The following is a 17,390-nucleotide window of genomic DNA, read 5'->3' as shown; positions in this document are numbered from 1 at the left end:
CGGTAGCGCCCGGGCACGCCCGTGAAAGGGCTGCTTTAATGAGTACGACGGATTCGAGGCTGTTCGTTATCGCGTCTATCTGCTTTACTGCTCTGGTTCTCAATCTCGTCCAGCGCTCTCGAATTAGGTGGATCGGCGAAATCAAGCTATTCCAGGCTCCGCAAATGCCCGGTCAATTAGGCTTGCTTAGCGCCGCGCGAAAGGGCGCCGCTAGAGTGTGACGACCGTAGCGTTTCCAAGCTCGATGGCGGCGCGAATGCCGTTTTCGGCGGCGCAGCTGATATATGACGCAAGCGCGCCGTCTGCGACCGCACGAATCGCCGCATCCATCTTTGGCTTCATGCCGCCGTCGCATGCATCGGTCGCTGCAAAGGTGCGGGCTTCGGCGATGGTGAGGCGGTCGATGCCGCTGGTTGGGTCGCTAGGGTCGCGCAGGACGCGCGGGACGTTGGTGATGAGGATGAAGGCGCTCGCTTTCAATGCGCCGGCGATGGCGGCGGCTGCGAGGTCGGCGTTGACGTTGTAGGCGTGGGCTGCGTCGGTGGCGATCGCTAGCGGCGCGACCACGGGGAGAAATCCGGCGTCGAGCAACGCGTGCAAAAGCTTTGGATCGCAGGCGACAACTTCGCCCACGAAGCCGAGATCGGCGCCGCTCTCGGGCAGCAGTTTTCCGGCAACGAGCGTCTTGCCGTCTTGGCCGCTGATGCCGGCGGCGGGGATACCTAGTGCGGTGCAGTCGCGGACGATGCGCTTATTGATGGTGCCGCAGAGGACGGCTTCAGTGGATTCCAGCGTCGGGGCGTCGGTCACGCGCATCCCGTCGATGCGCCGCGTGGGGATGCCGCGCTGCGCTAGCGCGCGGTCGATCTCCGGGCCGCCGCCATGGACCAGAACGATGCGGGTTCCCGCCGCCCAGAGGCCTGCGATCTCTCGCAGGACCGGGTCCGAGACCGCGCCCCCTCCGGAGGCTTCCGCGCCCATGGCGTTGCCGCCGTACTTCACGACGAGAAGACCGGAGGCGACTGGGGTTGCATATTCATTCATTCTATGCATAAATATACACACAATGTATGCCGTAGCGCCATCCCCCGCGAATACGCTTCGCGGGAGGAACGTCCTCCAGGTAGATGATCTGACCGCGGCCGAGCTGAGTTCGGTGCTGCGCCTTGCGACCTACCTAAAAACCCTCCCGCTAGCGGAGCAGCGCTCGCTGGCCCGAGGCCGGACGCTTGCAATGCTGTTTGAGAAGCCGAGCCTGCGCACGCGCGTTTCCTTCGAGGTGGCGATGAACCAACTCGGCGGCGAGACGCTGTTCGCATCGGGCAGCGAATTTATGGTCGGCTCCCGCGAAACGCCCGAAGATGTTTCGCGCGTGCTCTCGAGATACGTCGACGCGATCGTGGTCCGCACGCACGCGCACGAACCGCTCGAGCGTTTCGCTCGCGCATCCACCGTGCCGGTGATTAACGGTCTCTCCGCCGCGGCGCATCCGTGCCAGGCGTTGGCCGATCTGCTCACCATGCAAGAGCGCTTCGGCTCGGTCGAAGGCTTGCGGATCGCATATCTGGGCGATGCCAAGAACAACGTTGCGGCCTCGCTTGCCGTCGCGGCCGTGCAGCTCGGCGCGACGGTGCAGTTCGGCTGCCCGCCGACGCATCGGCCGAGCGAAGCCTACCTGGAGCACTTGCAGGCGCTCGGCGCACCCTCTGGCGGGTCGGCCCGCGCGTTCTCGAGTGCGGTGCGGGCGGTGCGCGGCGCGGACGTACTCTATACCGACGTGTGGACGTCGATGGGCGAGGAGCGCTATCGCGAACGCAACGATGCGATGTTGCGCCCGTACGCGGTAACCGACGAACTGCTGGGCTACGCGCAGCCGCATGCCATCTTCATGCACTGTCTCCCCGCGCATCGGGGAGAAGAAGTCACCGAAAGCGTGATCGAGGGCGAGCATAGCGTCGTCTTCGACCAGGCCGAGAATCGTTTGCACGCGCAGAAGGCGCTGCTTGTCGCTCTCCTCACCGATTGTAAGGGAATGCCGGTATGAAAGACCGCCGTCAACGCGCCATCCTCACCCTGGTCGCGACGCGACCGATCCATTCGCAAGACGAACTCGTTGCGCTGCTCGAGAAGCAGGGCTACGAGGTGACGCAGGCGACCGTTTCGCGCGATATCAAGGAGCTCGGGCTCATCAAGGTGCCGATTAAGACCGAGAGCGACGACGACGCGCTTTTCAAATACGTCGTGCCGAGCGCGACGGTGAATTACGTCTCGCGGTTGCATCGGGTCGTTTCGGAGCTGGTGCTCGGTGCGGAAGGGAGCGTGAACCTCATCGTCTTGCGCACGCCGCCCGGGAGCGCGATGATGGTGGCATCGGCCATCGACGAAGCGGCGTGGCCGGAGATTATCGGCACCGTCGGCGGCGACGATACGATCCTGGTGATCGTACGGTCGGCCGAAGAAATGCCCGTGATCAAACAACGTTTTCTCGATCTGAAGGGGACTAACGCGGCATGAGCCGGATTGTTTTAGCGTACTCAGGTGGGCTCGATACCTCGGTGCTGCTCAAGAAATTGATTCTCGACGGGCACGAAGTGATCGCCATGACGGCCGATCTCGGCGAGAGCGACGCTTCGACCGCGCTCCAGACCGGGTCGGCGAGCGGCAACCCCGCATCGGAACTGGAGGCGGTGCGCGCGAAGGCGCTGGCGCTAGGCGCGTACGATGCGGTGGTGGTCGACGCGCGCGATCGGTTAGTCAACGAACACGTGTGGCCCGCGTTGCAAGCCAATGCGTTGTATCAGGGCGTGTATCCGCTCTCGGCCGCGCTTTCGCGTCCGCTGATTGCGGCCTTATTGGTGGAGACGGCACAACGCTTCTCGGCCGACACGGTCGCGCACGGTTGCACGGGGAAAGGCAACGACCAGGTGCGTATAGAGCTGGCGGTGCGGGCGCTCGACCCCTCGCTCCACGTGCGTGCACCGCTCCGCGAGACGCCGCTTTCTCGGCCGGATGCGATGGCGTTCGCCGCGGCGCACGGCGTCCCGATCGCGCATACCGCGGCCAAGCCGTACTCCATCGATGCGAATCTCTGGGGGCGCTCGATCGAGGCGGGCGTGTTGGAAGACCCGTGGAACGAGCCACCCGAGGATGCTTACGCGTGGACCGCATCGCCGCAGACGCGCCCGCAGGCCGCCGACGAGATCGTGCTGACGTTCGCGGCGGGAGTACCCGGCTTCGGCGCGCTCGGCACAACGTTGAACGCGATCGATGGGATCGCGGCGCTCAACGTGCTCGCGGGCAAACACGGGATCGGACGCATCGACATCGTTGAGGACCGCGTCATCGGCGTGAAATCGCGCGAAGTCTACGAAGCGCCCGCTGCGAGCGTTTTGATTGCGGCCCATAAGGCGCTGGAGCGTTTGGTGCTTACGCGCGACGAACTGCGCTTCAAAGCGACGTGCGATCAAAAGTATGCGGAACTGGCGTACGACGGGCTTTGGATGTCGCCGCTGCGCGATGCGCTCGATGCCTTCAATGCCAGTTTTGCCCGGCGAATGGCGGGCGAAGTGCGGGTGCGCCTGCATCAAGGCGCCGTCACCGTCACCGGCGTGCGCTCGGAGTTCGCGCTCTATGACGAAGCCTTGGCAACGTACGGCGCCGGGGATGCGTTCGATCACCATGCGGCAGATGGATTCATTCGGCTCTACGGACTCCCGCTCGATCGGATCGCGCGGTTGAAGGCGCCGGTCGCGGCCGGATGAGCGGATTGAACGGCTCGAACGCTACCCCCGCTGCCTTGCAGTGGGGCGGCAGGTTCGAGCAGCCGCCGGACCCGGTCTTGTTGGCTTTCGGATCCTCATTGGAAGACGATCTCGTGTTGGCGCCCTTCGACGTTCTGTGTTCGCAAGCGCACGTGGATGCGTTGAGCGGCGGAAAGATCGTCGATGAAGCGAAGGCGGCATCGCTGCAGCGCGCGCTCGCGCAGGTAGCAAGCGAGGTGAAGGGCGGCAGTTTTGCGGCGTGGGCACGCGCGAGCGGTGCGGAGGACGTGCATGGCGCCATCGACGGGCGAGTGCGCGAACTGTGCGACGATGGCGCCGGCGATTGGCTGCACGCGGGCCGTAGCCGCAACGATCAGGTAGCGACCACGCTCTCGCTCTATGCGCGGCAGCGCGCGCGCGCGGGCGCTGCCGCGTCGATAGCGCTGGCGCGGCATCTCGTGCGCTTGGCGAGCGAGGAATTCGTCGAGGGCACGCTGCTGGCGGCGGTGACGCATTGGCAACCGGCGCAGCCGGTCTCGCTCGCATTCTGGCTGTCGGCGGCGGCCGAGCCGTTCGTGCGGAGCGCGCGGCGGTTTGCGGACGTTGCGAACGATGCCGCCCGTTCGTGCGCGCTGGGTTCGGCCGCGCTGGCGGGATCGACGCTGCCGCTCGCCCGGCATGCCGCGGCGCAGCGCTTAGGATTCCAGGCGCCCTCGCGCAATGCACTCGATGCGGTAGGCACGCGCGACAATTTGCTCGACGTGGCGCAGGCGTACGTGCGGGTGGTGCTCGACGCATCGCGCATCGCTGCGGATCTCATCGTGTGGGCGACCCCGGCGTACGGCTACGTGCGCCTCGGCGATGCCTCGTCGACGGGCTCGAGTCTGATGCCGCAGAAACGCAATCCCGATCCCTTCGAATTAGTGCGGGGCGGCGCGTCGGAACTGAACGGCATGTATGCGGGAGCGCTCGGGACGCTCGCGGGTTTGCCGCTCTCATATCAGCGCGATTTACAGCAAACCAAGCGCCTGGGCTTGCAGATCGTCGAGCGCGGCGCGCGAATGCTCGAAGCCTTCGATATCGCGTTGCGCGATACGACCTTCGTGCCCGCGGCGATGAACGCTCGCGCCGGCGACGGATATGCGGTTGCCACGGATGTGGCCGACGCGCTCATCGCCGCGGGCGTTTCGGCTCGGTCGGCGCACGCGCTGGTCGGCGAACGCGTGCGCGAGGCGGAAGCGCAGGGCCGAGCGCTCGACGCCGGCGATCTGACCGAACTTGCGCGAAAGGCGAATCTCGCACACCTGGCGGCGCCGCTCGAGGCCGGCAGCAGCGTGCGCGCCAAGGTGACGCCGGGATCGACCGGGCCGCAGGCCGTGCGCGAGGCCATCGAGTCGATGACCGACGAGATCGATGCGATCGAGGCGGCGCTATGACGCGCGTGCACGTGTGGGGAGCCAGCGGGTATGCTGCCGCCGAGGCGATTCGGTTGCTCGACGGGCATCCGCTTGTGGAGCTGGGCGTACTCGAAAGCCGGAGCCACGCCGGGCAAACGGTTGCCGAGCATTTTCCATTACTGCGGAAGCTGCCCTATCGATTCTCCGCGAGCGGCAGCCTGATGGCGGCCTTGGGTTCGGGCGACGTCGTGATCGCGGCGGGCGGGCATGGCGAGGCGCGCGATATCGCGCCGGCGATGCTGGCTGCCGGAGCGCGCCTGATCGATCTTTCGGCGGATTTTCGGTTCGACGACGATGCGGTCTATGGGCTGTGCGAGTGGAATGCGGCGCAGATTCTGGATGCGGACTTGGTCGCGAATCCGGGTTGCTACCCAACGGCGACGCTGCTTGCGGTCTTGCCGCTCACGCTCGCGCGCGAGGGCGTTGCGGGTATCGGGACGTTGCAGCGCATCATCGTGGATGCGAAGAGCGGGATCACCGGCGCGGGGCGTAATCCGAGCGTCGGCGCGCTCTTTGCGGAAGTCGCCGGCGATATTCGCGCCTATGGACTCGACGGGCACCGGCATCAGCCCGAGATCGAACGGATCTTCGCGCAACACGCGCTCGACGCGCCGCTCACGTTTACGCCGCACGTGGTGCCGATCGCGCGCGGCATGCTCGTGGATGCATACTGCGTCTTCGACGATGCCGTGGACGCGGATGCCGTGCACGCGTTGTATCGCGAAGCGTACGCGAACAGCCCGTTCGTTCGGGTGCTTGCAAGCGGGCAGACGCCGAGCGTTGCAGCGGTCGTCGGGACGAACGACGCGGAGCTCCGGATCGACGTGCAAGGGAGCCTCGTGCGCGTGATCTGCGCGATCGACAACCTGGGCAAGGGAGCCGCAGGGCAAGCGGTGCAGAATCTGAACATCATGCTCGGCTATCCGGAGGAGACGGGATTTCATGCTCGCGCAGTTTGTGCTTGAAGACGACGTACGGCTGGTTGCCGTGCGTGGAGGGCTGGGCGCGGTGCCGGGCATTCGTTTGGCCGGCGTGCACTCCGGAATCAAAGCGCGCAAGCGAGACCTGGCGTTGATTGCCTTCGACGAACCACAAGTTTGCGCGGCTGCGGTCACCACCAACGAAATCAAGGCGGCGCCGGTGCTGGTGAGCGCGGAGCACCTGGCAGCTTCGGGCGACTCGATGCGCGCGCTGGTCTGCAATTCGGGCTGCGCGAACGCCTGCACCGGCGAGCGAGGTGACCGCGACGCTCGCGCGACGGCACGCCAAGCGGCTGCCCTGCTGGATATCGCACCGACCGAGGTGGTGGTGGCATCGACGGGTGTGATCGGCGTGCCGTTGCCGATGGATCGCCTGCAGCGCGGGCTCGAGCGCTGTGTCGCGCAATTGGAGAACGGCGGAAAATCCAGCCACGATGCGGCCGAGGCGATCATGACGACCGATCGCGTGCCGAAGCTTTCCGCATACTCGTTCTATCACGGCGGGAAGAAGCACGTCGTGGGCGGCATCGCTAAGGGCTCGGGAATGATCGCGCCGAACATGGCCACGATGCTTGCGTTTATCGCGACCGACGTACCGATGTCGCGTGCCGCGCTGCAAGCCGAACTGCTCGCATGCGTGGACGAGAGTTTCAATATGATCTCGGTAGATGGTGATATGTCGACCAACGATGCCACGTATGCGTTCGCACCGGTGGGCACCGACGCTCCGCCGCCGGCTTTTGGACGCGCGCTGCGACAGGTATGCTTGGATTTAGCGCAAGCGATGGTGGCCGACGGTGAGGGCGCGACCAAGACGCTCACGATGCACGTGACCGGTGCGCGCGACACGTCGCAGGCCCGCGCGGTTGCACGCGCGGTCATCAATAGTAATCTCGTGAAGACGGCGCTGTTCGGGGAGGATCCCAACTGGGGGCGCATGATCGCGGCCGCCGGAGCGGCCCGCGTGGGGCTCGATCCGGATACGTGGTCGCTGCTGCTGAATGGAAAAACCTGGGTGGAGCGCGGCGCGATCGAAGCGCTCTCCGAGGCAGAGGCGCACCGCGAACTCGAACTGCACGAGATCGTCGTCGAACTGCAACTTGGCGTCGGCGATGCACGCGCGACCGCGTGGGGATGCGATCTTTCGCGCGACTACGTGCGCATCAACGCGAGCTACCGGACATGAGCGAGGCTATGCTGACGGCGAACGATGCTCTGCTGGCGACTTACAACCGCGCTCCGGTCACGTTCGTGCGCGGCGAAGGCTGTGAATTGATCGATGCGCAGGGAAACCGGTACCTCGATTTTATCGCGGGCATCGCGGTGTGCGCGCTCGGACACGCGCACCCGGCCATCGCCGATGCGGTTGCCGAGCAGGCCAACACCCTCGTGCACACGAGCAATCTCTACCATCACGAACCATCGGGCACGCTGGCCCGCACGCTGGTCGAGCGGTCGGGTTTAGCGCGGGCGTTTTTCTGCAACTCGGGCACCGAGGCGAATGAGGCCGCGATCAAGCTCGCGCGCAAACTCGCCTATCGCAACGGGGAGCCGGAACGGACGACGATTCTGTCGTGTAGCGGTTCGTTTCACGGACGTACGCTCGGTGCGCTCGCGGCGACCGCGAACGATGCGTACAAAGTTGGATTTGGACCGATGCCGGGCGGATTTGCGTTTACGCCGTTCAACGACATCGCGGCGCTGGAGCGAAATCTCGATGCGAACGTCGCGGCATTCATCGTCGAGCCCGTGCAGGGTGAAAGCGGCGTGCATCCCGCCGACCCCGAGTTTCTGCGAGCGGCGCGGCAGTTGTGCGACGAGCGCGGCGCGCTGTTGATCTTCGATGAGATTCAATGTGGAATGGGTCGCCTCGGGCCGCTCTTTGCGTTTGAAGCGTTCGACGTCGTGCCCGACGTGGTGACGATGGCGAAGGCGTTGGCGAACGGGCTTCCGATCGGTGCGATGCTGGTGGCGGAGCGCGCGGCGAGCGGCCTGCAACCGGGCGATCATGGCTCCACTTTCGGAGGATCGCCCGTGAGCGCCGCCGCGGCGATCGCGCATTTACGCGTGCGCGATCAAGTGGGCCTCGAGGAGCACGTACGAGACGTGGCGGCAACGTTCAAAGAAGGCCTGCAAGAGCTGTCGGTCGAGTACTCGCCGGTATTCGGAACGCCGCGAGGCATGGGGCTATTGCTCGGGTTGCCGGTGCACGAGCCGCATGAAGTCGGGAACCTCGTTGCCGCGTTACGCGAGCGCGGGGTACTGGCCGGAACCGCGGGCGGGAACACGCTGCGCTTTGCGCCGCCCCTCATCGCGACGCGCGCGCACGTGGATCGCGTGCTTGCCGCGTTGAGAGTTTGCGCTGAAACCATGGCGGGTACCAGCATGGAAACCGTTCCTGGAGGATAGAGCCATGGCCGTACTCCGCAAAAAGACAACCGGCAAAAAAACGACGCGCAAGACGACCGCACGCAAGAAGACGACATCCCGAAAGCAGGCAACGTCCCGGAAGAAGACGACCCGGAAATACGGGCCGAAAGCCGCGGAAAAGGTCGAACGCGCGATGCACGAGATGCACGAAGGAACCCTCAAGAGCGGCGGCTCCGGAAAACCCGTGACCAGCCGCGACCAGGCCGTAGCGATCGGCTTGGAAGAGGCGCGCAAATCCGGCGCCAAGGTGCCTCGCGCAAAAAAGAGCTAGTGCCGGCCGTCGACCGACCCGCAGAGAAGGTCGTATGACAAGCGAGCGATCACGGCATTCTCATCCGTGGGGACCACGCGCACGCTAACTTTCGAAGAGGCCGCGGAGATCGTGCCCGATCCCGCCGCGTTCAGCGCGTCGTCGATCTCGACGCCGAGGTGACCCAACGGTCGAGCTATAGCCGCTCGGAGCGGTGCTAGGTGCTCGCCGATGCCTCCGGTAAAGACGAGCAAATCGAGCCCCTGTAATACCGTGGCGAGGCCCCCGACCGCCTTGGCGACGCTTCGCACAAAGCTCTCGACGGCGAGCGTCGCGCGTTCGTCTCCGCGTCGCTCGATCAGCGTTTGCACGTTTCCTTCGCCGCCGGAGATCGCCGCGATGCCGCTGCGTTCCTCAAGCATGGATCGCAGCGAAGCGATGTCGAGCCCGCGTTTTTCAATGAGGTAGAGGAGCAGCCCCGGGTCGATATCACCCGGGCGAGTTGCCATGATGACGCCGCCCATCGGGCTGAAACCCATGGTGGTTTCGACCGGTTTTCCGTCGCGCAGCGCCGCCAGACTTACCCCGCTTCCGAGGTGTGCGAAGATGCTGCGGCCGGGAAGTGCGGCGCCGATTGCGGTGCGCAGATATTCGTACGAAAGTCCGTGAAAGCCGTAGCGTCGCAGATAAGGGTCTTCGTCCGTGGGTATCGCGATTTGCTGCGCGATCTGCGGCATGTCGCGAAAGAACATCGTATCGAAGCAGACGACGTGCGGGATCGATGGAAACGCGTTGCGCGCGGCTATAATGCCGGCCAGGGCACCGGGCATATGCAGCGGATCGTACGAGGCGAGTTGTGTCAGGCGCTCGATGAGCGCCGCGGTTACCAGAGCCGGGCGGTCGTCGGGCCCGCCGAATACGACGCGATATCCCACCGCGTCGATGGGCACGTCGCCGGCGATGGCGTCCGCGGCGGCGGCGCTCGCTGCTGCGGACGCGGCGCCGAGATCCGGGGTCCGGCGGTCGTTCCAGCTTGTGGCGCGCCGTGTAGCGGTGGCGTCGGTCGCGTAAACTCGGTATTTCAGCGACGACGAACCCGAGTTCAACGTCAAGACGTTCAAGGTGCTTCGGCCCGGGACCACGTCCAGTTTTTCACCTCCGGCAGATCGTCTCCGAACGTCGTGATATAGTTGCGATGCTCTACGAGCCGGTCGCGAATCAACTGTTTCGCATGCGCGCTGCGTTCTTGCAGGCGCGCGACGCGGTCGATGGCATCGCCCGCCAAGTGAAAGCGATCGAGTTCGTTGAGGACCGTCATGTCGAACGGCGTGGTCGTCGTGCCTTTCTCCTTATAACCGTGTACGTGCAGATTGTCGTGATTGGTGCGGCGATAGGTGAGCCGATGAACCAGCCATGGATACCCGTGAAAGGCAAAGATCACCGGCTTGTCGGTGGTGAAAATCGAATCGAAGTCGCGGTCGGTCATGCCGTGCGGATGCGCGCTTTGCGGCTGAAGGCGCATGAGATCGACGACGTTGACGACGCGGATGCGCATCTCGGGAACGTGCGTGCGCAAGAAATCCACCGCCGCAAGCGTTTCGAGCGTGGGGACGTCTCCCGCGCATGCCATAACGACGTCGGGCTCCACGCCCTCGTCGTTGCTGGCCCACGTCCAGATGCCCACCCCTTCCGTGCAGTGGGCGACGGCCGCCTCCATTCCCAGCCACTGAAGCTCGGGCTGTTTGCCCGCGACGACGACGTTGATGTAGTTGCTGCTGCGCAAGCAGTGATCCGTCACGGAGAGCAGGGTGTTGGCATCGGGCGGCAGATAGACGCGCACGACGCTCGCCGACTTGTTCATCACTACATCGAGAAAGCCGGGATCTTGATGCGTAAAGCCGTTGTGATCCTGGCGCCATACGTGCGATGTCAGCAAGTAGTTGAACGATGCGATCGGCGCTCGCCACGCGATGGCATTGGCGGCGTCGATCCACTTTGCATGCTGGTTGAACATCGAGTCGACGACGTGCACGAACGCTTCGTACGACGTCAAGAGCCCGTGCCTCCCAGTGAGGAGATACCCTTCGAGCCAGCCTTGTACGCTGTGCTCGCTCAGGATCTCCATGACCCGCCCGTCCGGGCCGACGTGGTCGTCGATGGGAATGATGTGCGCCGTCGAACAACGATCGGTAATCTCAAAGAGCGCATCGAGACGATTCGAGGCGGTCTCGTCGGGAGCAAATATGCGGAAGGTCGTCGGGTTCGCGCGGATCGTATCGCGCAGGAACAGTCCGGCGACGCGCGTGGACTCAGCCACGCTATTGCCGGGTTTTTCAACGGTCACCGCATAGTTCCGAAAGTCGGGAAGAGCGAGCGGGACGAGCAATTCCCCGCCGTTGGCGTGCGGGTTGGCACTCATGCGGCGATCCGCCGACGGCGCCAAGCGCGCGATATCGGGACGCAACCGCCCGTCCTGGTCGAATAACTCTTGGGGTCGATAGGAACGCATCCATGCTTCGAACTGCGCGAGATGCTCGGGCTTGTGTTCGAAGTCCCCGATGGGAATCTGATGCGCGCGGAACGTCCCTTCGATCTGCAAGCCGTCAACGTATTTCGGGCCCGTCCAGCCCTTAGGAGTCCGCAGTACGATCGCGGGCCATCGCGGCCTTGCCGAGAAGCCGTGCGCGCGTGCGTCGGATTGAATGCCGCGTATCCGCAGCACGGCCGCGTCGAGCGCCGCTGCCAAGGCTTGATGCACGAGCGCCGGGTCGTCGCCGGCGACGAGCTGCGGTTCGTATCCGTACCCGCGCAGGAGCGAGAGCAATTCGTCCTCATCGATACGCGCCAAGACCGTTGGGCCGGCAAGTTTATAGCCGTTGAGATGCAGGATCGGTAAGACCGCGCCATCGTGCACGGGGTTGAGGAATTTGTTGCCGTGCCAACTGGTCGCAAGGGCGCCCGTCTCCGCTTCGCCGTCGCCGATGACGCAGCATACGAATAAGTCCGGATTGTCGAAAGCTGCGCCGTACGCATGAAGCAGACTGTAGCCAAGCTCGCCACCTTCGTGGATCGATCCGGGCGCATCCGGCGACGCGTGGCTCGGAATGCCGCCGGGAAAGGAGAACTGCTTGAAGAGCCGCTGCATGCCCGATTCGTCTTGCGAAATGTGGGCGTAACGCTCGGTGTAGGTGCCTTCGAGATACGCGTTGGCAACCACGGCGGGCCCGCCGTGCCCCGGTCCGGCGATGAAGATCGCGTTGAGATCGTTGCGCCCAATGAGCCGGTTCATATGGGCGTAGACTAAGTTGAGTCCCGGCGAAGTGCCCCAATGGCCCAGGAGCCGCTTCTTGATGTGTTCGATCCGTAAAGGCTCCCGCAACAGAGGATTGTCGAGAAGATAGATCTGCCCGATGCTGAGATAATTCGCCGCGCGCCAATAAGCATCGACGCGTTGGAGTTCGTCTTGGCTCAAGGGTGTCGTCGGCGTATCGGCGTGAGTCTGCATGCTAAACCTCGCGTTTTAGGCTGTATGTGAAGCGATGAGGGGAGTGACGTCGCGACCGACTCCGAACAAACGGTAGATCGGAAGCTTTACCAGCAACAACAGCAAACCCCAGATCGCAATAGCGATCAGCGCTTGCGCTACAACGGCGGGCGGTAACGGGGGCATCAGCGCTCCGCGTAGCGCCATCCAGGACACCCCGGCAATCGCGAGCACCGCGCTTCCGACGAGAAACGCCGATGGAGGTTCCTTGAAGATCGCGTCTCGTTCTCGTAAAGCCAGGATCGCGACTTGGCCCATGCAGGCTAGAGCGAAAAACGCCAGGCCGCGTAGTGAGGCTAGGTCCAGACGGGCCGTCGACCGTTCGTACATCAGTAACGCTAGAATCGCGGCAGAGGTGAAGATGCCGATGGTAGCGGAGGCCGTCACCAGGCGACTCACGTGCCAAGCATCGAAACCCCGTGACGGTGCGACGCGATCGCTGGAAAGAGAGAGCGTCACGAAATCGTTGAACACCATCAACGCGACCATCAATGTTGCGGAGAGCACGAAGTGGCGAAAGATGAAGAAACCTATGCTGGTTACCAATACGATTTCGAAATATTTCACGATTTTGGCGACGACATAGGTCAACATGCGCTGATAGATACGCCGGCTGGAGTCGATGGCGTTGCGCACGTTCGCGAGGCCAGGCTGCGTCAAGATGATACTCGCAGCGGCTTTGGCGATATCGGTGGCGTTGGAGACGGCGATGCCGACGTTGGCGGCCTTGAGCGACGGAGCGTCGTTCACCCCGTCGCCGGTCATGCCGACGACGTGCCCGGCGGCCTGCTCCCGTTGCACGATCTGGAGCTTCTGCTCCGGATAGATCGACGCATCGACGGATTCGGGCGGGATGCCGACTTGTGCCGCAACGTGGAGCGCGGTCTCGCGCGCGTCGCCGGTCAGCATCCGCACTTCGACCCCGCGCGCGCGGATATCGCGTACGAGTTCGGCCGCATCCGAACGCGGAGGATCGGCGAGGCCCAGCAAGCCTACCGGTAAGGTTTGCCCACCGCTCGTAACCGTGACGCCGATGACGCGATAGCCCGAGCCTGCCAACGCGGCAGCTTGCGCGAACGCGACCCCGAGTGCGACCGGCGCTCCCTTTTCCACCATCGCGAACGTCCCCCCGGCGAGTTGAACGGTCGCGCTCGCGCGCTTCGTCTGTGGATCGAACGGCACGAATCGCTCGATGGCCAGCGCCTTGTCGGGCGCTGCGCTTTCGGCTGCTGCAGCGAGGATCGCCAGATCGATGGGGTCCTGCCCGGATGCCTCCGATGCGGCGGCCGCGAAGCGTAAGACGTCGTCGCGGTCGTACGGCGCGCACGCGCGGACGTCGGCCACTCTGATGCGGTTATCGGTCAGCGTGCCGGTTTTATCCGCGCACAAGACGTCCATTGAGGCGGCATCTTCGATCGCCGTCAAATGCGTAACCAGGACGCCGCAGCGCGCGAGTTCCAGCGATCCCAGGGCCGTCGCAAGCGTGAACGCCGTCGGGAGAGCGACCGGAATCGATGCTAAGACGACGACCAGCGCGAAGTTGAGAATCTCGGCTAGCGTAACGTGTATTGCGTACGCTGCAATGCCCACGACAACGACGACGGCGACGCTCACGATCGCGAGCGACCGTACGATGCCGAAGATCAGGCGTTCGATGCTCCCAACGGCGCGGGCATCGCGCACGAGCTCGGCGGTTTTTCCAAAGCGGGTTCGGGGGCCGGTCGCTACAACGACGCCGGTTGCATCGCCGCGTCTAACGGTCGATCCGGCATAGATCGTCTCGGATGCACCGGCGTCGCGGGGGATCGATTCGCCCGTGAGTACGGCTTGGTCGATTTGCACGTCGCCGGCGCTCAGTTGGATGTCGGCCGGAACCATATCGCCGACGACGAGCCGGACGACGTCACCCGGGACGACCTCGCGGGATGCGAGGGTCGTCCACGCACCGTCCCGCAGCACTTTGGCATGGACGACGAGGGCGGCGTGAAGCAACGCGACCGCGCGATGCGCGCGCCGCTCTTGGAGAAAAGCGAGAACGACGTTGAAAAACAGCAGGAAGGCGATCGCGATGGCATCTTTATCGCGGCCCGCGGCTATGGATAGAAGAATCGCGCCTTCGAGCAACCATGGAATCGGCGACCAAAACTTGCGTAATAAATCCAGAATCGCAGGGACGCGTATCGCCGCGATCTCGTTGGGGCCCTCTCTTGCGAGTGCCGCGCGCGCCTGCGCGCTCGTTAGCCCGTTCTGCAACGCCATGTTCGCCGCATTCTCATCGCTCCAGACTGATTTCGATCGGCCGGTCCATCTTCACACGGGCCAACGAAGGTTCCGGGAATGGCCGTTCCTTGAACCTTCTCAGACAATCGTCATAATCGTACCATGTCCAGCTTGTATCAGAAGCGCCACATCGCGTGCCCGTACAACCGCGCCCAAGATATTTTGGCGAAAACTTTGCAGCCGTCCGCGAGTTCGGGGCAACCGCAGGTAGTGCTTTTGGCGCTCTCGGAAGCGGCAACCCCGGGCGCCGGAATGAGCAAGGAAGTGGTCGTGACGTTTGCGGCTGCGATCGACCCCATGCATTTCGACCAACCCTGGAGCGTGCATTGGCACCCCAAGGGCGGGGGGCTGTATCCGGATTTCGACGGCGTCCTCACCGTCCGGGCGGACGACACGTACAAGACGGCGATCCTCGAATTGGTGGGGACCTACGAACCACCTCTGGGCGCGGTTGGCGAAGTGTTCGATACGGTGGTCGGCTCGCGTATCGCATCGGCAACCGCCAGAGAGCTGCTGCGCAAGCTCGGCGACGACATCGAGAAGGAATACCGTGAAAGCGAACACGCTAAGCCGCGGTCGACCCCTAAGGAGTAGCAGAGCCTTGTCGACTATCGAGATGTACGTACCCCTGAAGTCACCGCCGGATCTCGTTTGCGAATCGCTCCTGCGGGTCGTTCCCGCGGTCGCGCAGGGTAAGCCGCCCTATGAACGGCTGGCGATGAGCGTAACCCTTCGCGATCTGCGGATCGGAACGACCGGTGAAGTAAAGATTCCGATTAGGACTCGCGTGCAGCGCGAGGATGAGTCGTGGCGCTGCGCGTTGGACATCCAAGCAGCCGATAAAGAGCGGTTTTTCCCGAAATTCCGCGGGCGGCTTACGGTCGTTCCGGTAGACGCGCACTGCGAACTCTGGCTCGAAGGGGCCTACGAAGTGCCGTTGGGCAGCGTCGGTGCGTTATTTGATGCAACCGTGCTGCGCGGTGCGGCCAAGAACAGTTTATGGAAATTTTTGCAGTGGCTAGCCGACGAAATTAAGGCTGACGTGCGCGATGGAGCGCTTCGTTACGAGCGGCAGCCGGCAGTAGGGGAATCGTCGGCAGGGTGATGATGAATGCGGAGCCGCGCCCTTCGCTGGTCGCCACCTTGACGTTGCCGCCAAGCGAGGCCAACAGCTTCTGGACGACGTTGAGGCCGATTCCCGAGCCCTTCCCGGATGCATTTCTGCCGCGGTACCCCGGTTCGAACAGGTGCGGAACGTCGTCACTGGCGATCCCGATCCCGGTATCGCTCACGATCAGCATGAGTTCGGAGCCCGGTCGATCGCAGTGGATTTCAACCGTGCCGCCGGGAGGCGTATAGCGTACCGCATTGAGGAGCACATTGCGCAGGATCTGGCCGACGCGGGATATATCGCCTCGAAAGCTGGTGCAGGATTCGCGGCCTGCCCCGCACGGATCGTAGACGATCCGAACGTTCTTGGCGGTCGCCAGTCCGGCGATGGCTGCAGCGTGCGCGGCGATCAGCGAACAAATGTTAAACGTTTCGATCCGGATGACGTCCCCTAGCGGAACTGCCGCCGGTACGTTCGCGATTTCCTCGATCATGGCGCTGGCAGAAGCAACCGATGCGAGCACGCCGTTAAGTCGCTCGGGTGTGTAGGCGAGCACCCCATCGATGAGGCCTTCGAGATTGGCTTGCGCGATGGTCAGAGCGTTGCCTACTTCGTGACGCAGCATGGTACTGTGCTTGGCGCGTGAGTCCGCTTCTTGTTCCAAGTCGCACACGAGCATGAAGAAGCGGCCGGCGATGGGATCGTCCATGCTTTCAAGCAAAGCTTTGGACCCATCCCAATCGTGTACCGCGGCCAGATCCATCGCATGGAGGAGCCTATCGCGCATCAGGCCTTCCTCATTTTATAGCCGACGCCGTACACCGTTTCTATATACGTCGGGTCGTGCACGTCGGGCTCGATTTTACGGCGCAGATTGTTGACGTGACGATCGAGCGTGCGTTCGAAAATCGAGCCGTCGTCGCTGAGCTTGTCGAGAAGCTGGGCTCGGGTGAGAGCGTGGCCGCAGTTGACCGCGAGCGCTTCGAGCAGCTTGAACTCCGAAGGTGTGAGATGCGCGAGCGCGGATCCGATGCGAACTTCGTGCGCGTCGAAATTAATCGTGAGTTCGCCGATTCGCAGGATGTTATCATCGACGTCGTTGAGCGCATGAGGACGCTCGACGGAGCGACGCATGACCGCTCGCACGCGGGCCATGACTTCGCGCGGCGAGAAGGGCTTCGTAATGTAATCGTCCGCACCCAATTCTAACCCTACGATACGATCGACTTCGTCTGCGCGCGCGGTGAGCATAATCGTCGGAATATTGCGGCCTTGGACGCGGCGCAAGATATCGAGGCCGCTCCCATCGGGGAGCGTGATATCCAGTAGCATGAGATCGGGAGTTGCTTCTTGGAGCGCGAGCATCGCATCGGCGAGCGTGGTGCGGACGACCGTCGTGTACCCGTCGGCTTCGAGATAGGCCCCAAGCGCTTCCCCGATTTGGGGCTCGTCGTCGACGATCAGAATGTGCGTTTCCATCTCCTCGGTATCTACATCCATCCTGCTTCACCCTCGGGTGCAGATTTTGGGAAGGCGACCTTCTCAACGTGCGCTCCGCGGGTGTGCTAGCGTCCAAA

Annotated in this window: 16 protein-coding genes; 10 read left to right on the top strand and 6 right to left on the bottom strand. The window is 63.7% G+C overall.

Annotation, left to right across the window (positions count from 1 at the left end; translation table 11 throughout):
* Positions 1-210 precede the first annotated feature (210 nt).
* Positions 211-1,002 carry an acetylglutamate kinase gene (argB, locus tag VMW12_10695; protein HUZ50182.1) on the bottom strand — a complete coding sequence of 264 codons (792 nt, stop codon included), beginning with the start codon at positions 1,000-1,002 and terminating at the stop codon, positions 211-213.
* On the opposite strand from argB, the gene argF reads away from it, so the two are divergent.
* The 8 genes from argF to VMW12_10655 are packed head-to-tail and all read left to right on the top strand — an operon-like array spanning position 896 to position 8,899.
* A complete protein-coding gene (gene argF / locus VMW12_10690; protein ID HUZ50181.1) occupies positions 896-2,044 on the top strand; it encodes an ornithine carbamoyltransferase in 1,149 nt (382 codons plus the stop codon). The genes argB and argF overlap by 107 nt on opposite strands.
* Positions 2,041-2,514 (top strand): arginine repressor, encoded by a 474-nt coding sequence (argR, locus tag VMW12_10685; protein HUZ50180.1) that lies wholly within the window; start codon positions 2,041-2,043, stop codon positions 2,512-2,514. The genes argF and argR overlap by 4 nt, the downstream gene beginning before the upstream one ends.
* Positions 2,511-3,761, top strand: coding sequence for an argininosuccinate synthase (locus tag VMW12_10680; GenBank protein HUZ50179.1), 1,251 nt, complete (start codon positions 2,511-2,513; stop codon positions 3,759-3,761). Before argR ends, VMW12_10680 begins: the two co-directional genes overlap by 4 nt.
* Positions 3,758-5,197: an argininosuccinate lyase gene (gene argH / locus VMW12_10675; protein HUZ50178.1), complete on the top strand. Its 1,440-nt coding sequence runs from the start codon at positions 3,758-3,760 to the stop codon at positions 5,195-5,197. The genes VMW12_10680 and argH overlap by 4 nt, the downstream gene beginning before the upstream one ends.
* Positions 5,194-6,183, top strand: a complete 990-nt coding sequence (argC, locus tag VMW12_10670) for an N-acetyl-gamma-glutamyl-phosphate reductase (GenBank protein ID HUZ50177.1) — start codon at positions 5,194-5,196, stop codon at positions 6,181-6,183. Before argH ends, argC begins: the two co-directional genes overlap by 4 nt.
* Entirely contained in the window at positions 6,161-7,384 is a 1,224-nt protein-coding gene (gene argJ, locus VMW12_10665; GenBank protein HUZ50176.1) for a bifunctional glutamate N-acetyltransferase/amino-acid acetyltransferase ArgJ, read from the top strand. Before argC ends, argJ begins: the two co-directional genes overlap by 23 nt.
* A complete protein-coding gene (locus tag VMW12_10660) occupies positions 7,381-8,607 on the top strand; it encodes an aspartate aminotransferase family protein (protein ID HUZ50175.1) in 1,227 nt (408 codons plus the stop codon). Before argJ ends, VMW12_10660 begins: the two co-directional genes overlap by 4 nt.
* A 4-nt stretch (positions 8,608-8,611) precedes the next feature.
* Complete coding sequence (locus VMW12_10655) at positions 8,612-8,899, top strand: DUF6496 domain-containing protein (protein ID HUZ50174.1); 288 nt, start codon at positions 8,612-8,614, stop codon at positions 8,897-8,899.
* Here the strand turns inward: VMW12_10655 and VMW12_10650 are convergent.
* From VMW12_10650 to VMW12_10640, 3 genes are read right to left on the bottom strand one after another with little or no spacing between them, the layout of a single operon-like run.
* On the bottom strand, positions 8,896-9,999 hold the full coding sequence (locus VMW12_10650) for a hypothetical protein (GenBank protein HUZ50173.1): 1,104 nt from the start codon (positions 9,997-9,999) through the stop codon (positions 8,896-8,898). The genes VMW12_10655 and VMW12_10650 overlap by 4 nt on opposite strands.
* On the bottom strand, positions 9,996-12,383 hold the full coding sequence (locus tag VMW12_10645; GenBank protein ID HUZ50172.1) for a phosphoketolase family protein: 2,388 nt from the start codon (positions 12,381-12,383) through the stop codon (positions 9,996-9,998). Before VMW12_10645 ends, VMW12_10650 begins: the two co-directional genes overlap by 4 nt.
* Before the next feature lie 15 nt (positions 12,384-12,398).
* Entirely contained in the window at positions 12,399-14,681 is a 2,283-nt protein-coding gene (locus VMW12_10640) for an HAD-IC family P-type ATPase (GenBank protein ID HUZ50171.1), read from the bottom strand.
* Positions 14,682-14,804: 123 nt separating this feature from the next.
* Between VMW12_10640 and VMW12_10635 the strand changes: the two genes are divergently transcribed.
* Positions 14,805-15,296 carry a hypothetical protein gene (locus tag VMW12_10635; protein HUZ50170.1) on the top strand — a complete coding sequence of 164 codons (492 nt, stop codon included), beginning with the start codon at positions 14,805-14,807 and terminating at the stop codon, positions 15,294-15,296.
* A 7-nt stretch (positions 15,297-15,303) separates the two neighbouring features.
* Positions 15,304-15,807 (top strand): hypothetical protein, encoded by a 504-nt coding sequence (locus VMW12_10630; GenBank protein HUZ50169.1) that lies wholly within the window; start codon positions 15,304-15,306, stop codon positions 15,805-15,807.
* On the opposite strand, the gene VMW12_10625 is transcribed toward VMW12_10630, so the two are convergent.
* Positions 15,734-16,600, bottom strand: coding sequence for a sensor histidine kinase (locus VMW12_10625; protein ID HUZ50168.1), 867 nt, complete (start codon positions 16,598-16,600; stop codon positions 15,734-15,736). The genes VMW12_10630 and VMW12_10625 overlap by 74 nt on opposite strands.
* Complete coding sequence (locus VMW12_10620; protein ID HUZ50167.1) at positions 16,600-17,313, bottom strand: response regulator transcription factor; 714 nt, start codon at positions 17,311-17,313, stop codon at positions 16,600-16,602. Before VMW12_10620 ends, VMW12_10625 begins: the two co-directional genes overlap by 1 nt.
* Positions 17,314-17,390 lie beyond the last annotated feature (77 nt).

The organism is Candidatus Dormiibacterota bacterium (genome assembly GCA_035532835.1).
In the GTDB taxonomy this organism is placed as follows: Bacteria; Vulcanimicrobiota; Vulcanimicrobiia; order Vulcanimicrobiales; family Vulcanimicrobiaceae; genus DAHUXY01.
This window is presented reverse-complemented; position numbering and strand designations above follow the sequence as displayed.

Bases quoted from the DNA above. Each gene is read 5' to 3' on its own strand.
- VMW12_10640 (HUZ50171.1), bottom strand. From the start codon at position 14,681: ATGGCGTTGCAGAACGGGCTAACGAGCGCGCAGGCGCGCGCGGCACTC.
- argR (HUZ50180.1), top strand. From the start codon at position 2,041: ATGAAAGACCGCCGTCAACGCGCCATCCTCACCCTGGTCGCGACGCGA.
- argJ (HUZ50176.1), top strand. From the start codon at position 6,161: ATGCTCGCGCAGTTTGTGCTTGAAGACGACGTACGGCTGGTTGCCGTG.
- argH (HUZ50178.1), top strand. From the start codon at position 3,758: ATGAGCGGATTGAACGGCTCGAACGCTACCCCCGCTGCCTTGCAGTGG.
- VMW12_10635 (HUZ50170.1), top strand. From the start codon at position 14,805: ATGTCCAGCTTGTATCAGAAGCGCCACATCGCGTGCCCGTACAACCGC.
- VMW12_10680 (HUZ50179.1), top strand. From the start codon at position 2,511: ATGAGCCGGATTGTTTTAGCGTACTCAGGTGGGCTCGATACCTCGGTG.
- argF (HUZ50181.1), top strand. From the start codon at position 896: ATGCGGGTTCCCGCCGCCCAGAGGCCTGCGATCTCTCGCAGGACCGGG.
- VMW12_10620 (HUZ50167.1), bottom strand. From the start codon at position 17,313: ATGGATGTAGATACCGAGGAGATGGAAACGCACATTCTGATCGTCGAC.
- VMW12_10660 (HUZ50175.1), top strand. From the start codon at position 7,381: ATGAGCGAGGCTATGCTGACGGCGAACGATGCTCTGCTGGCGACTTAC.
- VMW12_10625 (HUZ50168.1), bottom strand. From the start codon at position 16,600: ATGCGCGATAGGCTCCTCCATGCGATGGATCTGGCCGCGGTACACGAT.
- VMW12_10645 (HUZ50172.1), bottom strand. From the start codon at position 12,383: ATGCAGACTCACGCCGATACGCCGACGACACCCTTGAGCCAAGACGAA.
- argC (HUZ50177.1), top strand. From the start codon at position 5,194: ATGACGCGCGTGCACGTGTGGGGAGCCAGCGGGTATGCTGCCGCCGAG.
- VMW12_10655 (HUZ50174.1), top strand. From the start codon at position 8,612: ATGGCCGTACTCCGCAAAAAGACAACCGGCAAAAAAACGACGCGCAAG.